The 1,367-nt window shown below is 62.6% G+C and carries 2 protein-coding genes; both read right to left on the minus strand.

Going from position 1 to position 1,367, the window contains the following annotated elements; genetic code table 11:
• Positions 1-430, minus strand: a 430-nt coding sequence (gene aroC, locus BIS10_RS18745) for a chorismate synthase (RefSeq protein WP_253507794.1), incomplete at its 3' end; no start/stop codon positions are given.
• Positions 431-443: 13 nt separating this feature from the next.
• Positions 444-1,367, minus strand: a 924-nt coding sequence (prmB, locus tag BIS10_RS18750; RefSeq protein WP_253507797.1) for a 50S ribosomal protein L3 N(5)-glutamine methyltransferase, incomplete at its 5' end; no start/stop codon positions are given.

The raw sequence follows: 1,367 nt of genomic DNA on the forward strand, positions 1-1,367 counted from the left end.
CCTTTTTAGCAATGGCACCCGCCGCTACGCGCATGGCGGTTTCACGGGCGCTGGAGCGGCCGCCACCCCGGTAGTCCCGGTGGCCATACTTGTGGTGGTAGGTGTAGTCCGCGTGGGCGGGGCGGAACTGGTCTTTGATCTTGGAGTAATCTTTCGAGCGCTGGTCAGTGTTCTCGATCAGCAGGCCAATCGAGGTGCCGGTGGTTTTACCTTCAAACACGCCGGAAAGAATGCGCACCTGATCCGGCTCTTTGCGCTGGGTGGTGTGGCGCGAGCTGCCGGGGCGGCGGCGGTCTAAATCGCCCTGCAAATCCTCTTCGCTAATCGCAATGCCCGGAGGGCAACCATCCACAATGGCCCCTAATGCGGGGCCGTGGCTTTCGCCAAAAGTGGTGACGGTAAATAGTTTGCCAAACGTATTGCCAGACATGGGCGTTAATTCCTCACGCAAAAGACGCCGCATGGGCGTCGAGTTCAGCGGCGCTCAGGGCAAACACGCCCTGGCCGCCACGCTCGAATTCAAGCCAGATAAAGGGCACCTCGGGGAAGGCGGCCTCCACATGGCGGTCAGAGTTGCCAACTTCAACAATCAGCCAGCCCTCTGAAGTTAGGTGCTCGCGGGCCTCGCGCAGAATACGCCGCACGATATCAAGACCGTCGCTGCCCGCTCCCAGCGCCAGCGAGGGCTCGTGGCGGAACTCGGCGGGCATGGTGGCCAGGTCACGCTCATCCACATAGGGAGGGTTGGAAACGATCAGGTCGAAGCGCTGGCCTTCCAGACCGTTGAACACGTCCGATTCCACGGCGCGCACGCGATCGCCGACATCGTGGCGAGTGATGTTCTGCCGTGCCACGGCCAAGGCATCCTGGCTGATATCCGCCAGGGCCACTTCGCAGGTCGGCAGCACCAGCGCCGTGGCGATGCCAATGCAACCGGAGCCGGTGCATAAATCCAGCACGCGGGCGGGTGGCTCTTCTGGGAACCAGGCCGCAAAGCCATCTTCGATCAGCTCGGCAATCGGCGAGCGGGGAATCAGCACGCGCTCATCCACGTTAAACGGGTAGCCTGCAAAGAAGGCCTCTCCCAGCAGGTAAGGCAGCGGGCGGCGCGTGGTGACGCGCTCGCGGGCGAGGCGAATAATCCGCTCGCGCTCAACTGGCAGCAGCCGCGCATCCAGCACGGCGGGGTCGACGTTCCAAGGCAGGTGCAGCGCGCCTAAGCAGAGCGCGACCGCCTCATCCCAGGGTGACTGCGTGCCGTGCCCATAGTGCAACCCCGCCAGATAGAACTCGCTGGATACCCAGCGCAAATAGTCCCGCAGTGTGTAAAGATCGCTTATCAGCGCCGTATCAGGCAGTGATAGCGT

The sequence above is a fragment of the Halomonas sp. 707B3 genome (assembly GCF_024158645.1).
In the GTDB taxonomy this organism is placed as follows: Bacteria; Pseudomonadota; Gammaproteobacteria; order Pseudomonadales; family Halomonadaceae; genus Vreelandella; species Vreelandella lionensis.